Source organism: Streptomyces sp. MBT53 (assembly GCF_016654115.1).
Lineage (GTDB): Bacteria > Actinomycetota > Actinomycetes > Streptomycetales > Streptomycetaceae > Streptomyces.
The window spans coordinates 1-1,989 of sequence record NZ_JAEQAZ010000412.1 but is presented as its reverse complement, the minus strand read 5'-3'; the positions used below and the strand labels follow the sequence as shown (position 1 = coordinate 1,989).

Annotated in this window: 3 protein-coding genes; all 3 read left to right on the top strand. The window is 70.4% G+C overall.

Going from position 1 to position 1,989, the window contains the following annotated elements; all coding sequences use genetic code 11:
* The first annotated feature begins 110 nt into the window (after positions 1-110).
* The 3 genes from JHN45_RS51690 (at position 111) to JHN45_RS51680 (ending at position 1,985) form a co-directional block, all read left to right on the top strand.
* The gene (locus JHN45_RS51690; protein ID WP_201056433.1) at positions 111-1,076 is read left to right on the top strand and encodes a zinc-binding dehydrogenase; all 966 of its coding nucleotides are present in this window, start codon (positions 111-113) and stop codon (positions 1,074-1,076) included.
* Between the two features lie 121 nt (positions 1,077-1,197).
* A complete protein-coding gene (locus tag JHN45_RS51685) occupies positions 1,198-1,407 on the top strand; it encodes a helix-turn-helix domain-containing protein (RefSeq protein WP_019058236.1) in 210 nt (69 codons plus the stop codon).
* Positions 1,407-1,985, top strand: a complete 579-nt coding sequence (locus JHN45_RS51680; RefSeq protein ID WP_201056432.1) for a Clp protease N-terminal domain-containing protein — start codon at positions 1,407-1,409, stop codon at positions 1,983-1,985. The genes JHN45_RS51685 and JHN45_RS51680 overlap by 1 nt, the downstream gene beginning before the upstream one ends.
* The last annotated feature ends 4 nt before the right edge of the window (positions 1,986-1,989 follow it).

Sequence of the window (1,989 nt, the reverse complement as noted above, 5' to 3'; positions counted from 1 at the left end):
CGTTCGGGGCGTTCGTGGGTGAGCCGGAACACTGCACGCGTGCGCAAGAGGGCATGTGTCACACCGCCCGGTAGTTCCCCACGCCACCGGCGGAGCCTATGGTCAAAGCCATGTTCGCCGTCTACGCCGCCCGAATCGACCGCGACCAGCCGCTCTCCGGCCTTGAGTTGGGGGAGCGTCCCGCCCCCGAGGCCCGGCCGGGCTGGAGCACCATCGATGTCAGGGCCGCCTCCCTCAACCACCACGACCTGTGGTCCCTGCGCGGCGTGGGCCTCGCCGAGGACAAACTGCCGATGATCCTCGGCTGCGACGCCGCCGGCGTCGACGAGGACGGCAACGAGGTCGTCCTGCACTCCGTGATCGGCCAGACCGGCCACGGCGTCGGCCCCAGGGAACCCCGTTCCATCCTCACCGAGCACTACCAGGGCACCTTCGCCGAGCAGGTCGCCGTACCGACGTGGAACGTGCTGCCCAAGCCGAAGGAACTGTCCTTCGCCGAGGCCGCCTGCCTGCCCACGGCCTGGCTCACGGCGTACCGCATGCTCTTCACCAACTCCGGCGTACGGCCCGGCGATTCGGTGCTCGTCCAGGGCGCCGGCGGCGGTGTCGCCACGGCCGCGATCGTGCTCGCGAAGGCGGCCGGGCTGCGGGTCTTCGCGACCAGCCGGGACGAGGCCAAGCGGAAGCGGGCGCTGGAGTTGGGCGCGCTGGAGGCGGTCGAGCCGGGGGCCCGGCTGCCGCAGCGCGTGGACGCCGTCATCGAGACCGTCGGCGCGGCCACCTGGTCCCACTCGGTCAAGTCCCTCAAACCCGGCGGCACGCTCGTCATCTCCGGTGCCACGAGCGGCGACCGCCCCTCGCACGCCGAACTGACCCGTATCTTCTTCCTCGAACTCAAGGTTGTCGGCTCGACCATGGGCACCAAGGACGAGCTGGAGGACCTGCTCGCCTTCTGCGCCGCGACGGGTGTCCGCCCGGTCATCGACGAGGTACTCCCGCTGGACCGGGCCCGCGAGGGCTTCGAACGCCTCGACTCCGGCGGCCAGTTCGGCAAGATCGTGCTCACCAACAACTGACCCTCCCTGGTACGTCTCCGCTGCGGCCGGTCCGGTTTCCCGGGCCGGCCGCAGCCGTATGCCGACACCTGTTTGTCAACTTTGATTGACAGGTGAGTGCGCGTCAACGTAGGTTGACACCATGACCGAAGCAACGGATCTCGCCGAGCGCGCGGGCGACCGTGACCCACGGGTCGGCCTCCGTGCCGTCTCCGCGCTGCGCAAGCTGGTGGAGCAGCTGGAGGCGGTGCAGGTGCGCAGCGCGCGCAATCAGGGCTGGTCGTGGCAGGAGATCGCCGCGGAACTCGGCGTCAGCAGGCAGGCCGTGCACAAGAAGTACGGGAGGCAGTGATGTTCGAACGGTTCACGAAAGACGCCCGCGCCGTGGTGCAGGGCGCGGTGGAACACAGCGAGCGGTCGGGGTCCGGTTCCGTCGAGGCCGAGCATCTGCTGCTCGCGCTCCTCGACCGCGAAGGCAGCCGTGCCTCCTTCACCCTGACCGCCCTCGGCCTCACCACCGAGGAACGCAAGGAGTCCCTACGGCAGGCTCTGGGCGACGCCCGCCGACGTGCCGGGCTCTCCCAGTCCGAGACCGACGCCCTCGCCGGACTCGGCATCGACGTCTCGGAGATCGTCGCCCGCGTCGAGGAGGTGCACGGTGTCGGTGCGATGTCCGGCGACCGCAAGCGAGGGGAGTGGTGGTCGGGCCGCCGTACCTTCGGCCGGGGTGCCAAGAACGTCCTGGAGAAGTCCCTGCGCATCGCCGTGGCCCACCGCGACCGGCACATCGGCGACGAGCACTTCCTCCTCGCCCTGACCATCCTCCCCGGGGTACCGGGCGAGGTGCTCGCCGACCACGGCGTGACCCACGAGGCGGCGACACGGGTTCTGTACGGCGAGTACGGCGGGGGAGAGGCGAAGGCGGGGTGAGGGG

Coding starts and splice junctions, on each gene's coding strand:
- JHN45_RS51690 (WP_201056433.1), top strand. CDS start 111: ATGTTCGCCGTCTACGCCGCCCGAATCGACCGCGACCAGCCGCTCTCC.
- JHN45_RS51685 (WP_019058236.1), top strand. CDS start 1,198: ATGACCGAAGCAACGGATCTCGCCGAGCGCGCGGGCGACCGTGACCCA.
- JHN45_RS51680 (WP_201056432.1), top strand. CDS start 1,407: ATGTTCGAACGGTTCACGAAAGACGCCCGCGCCGTGGTGCAGGGCGCG.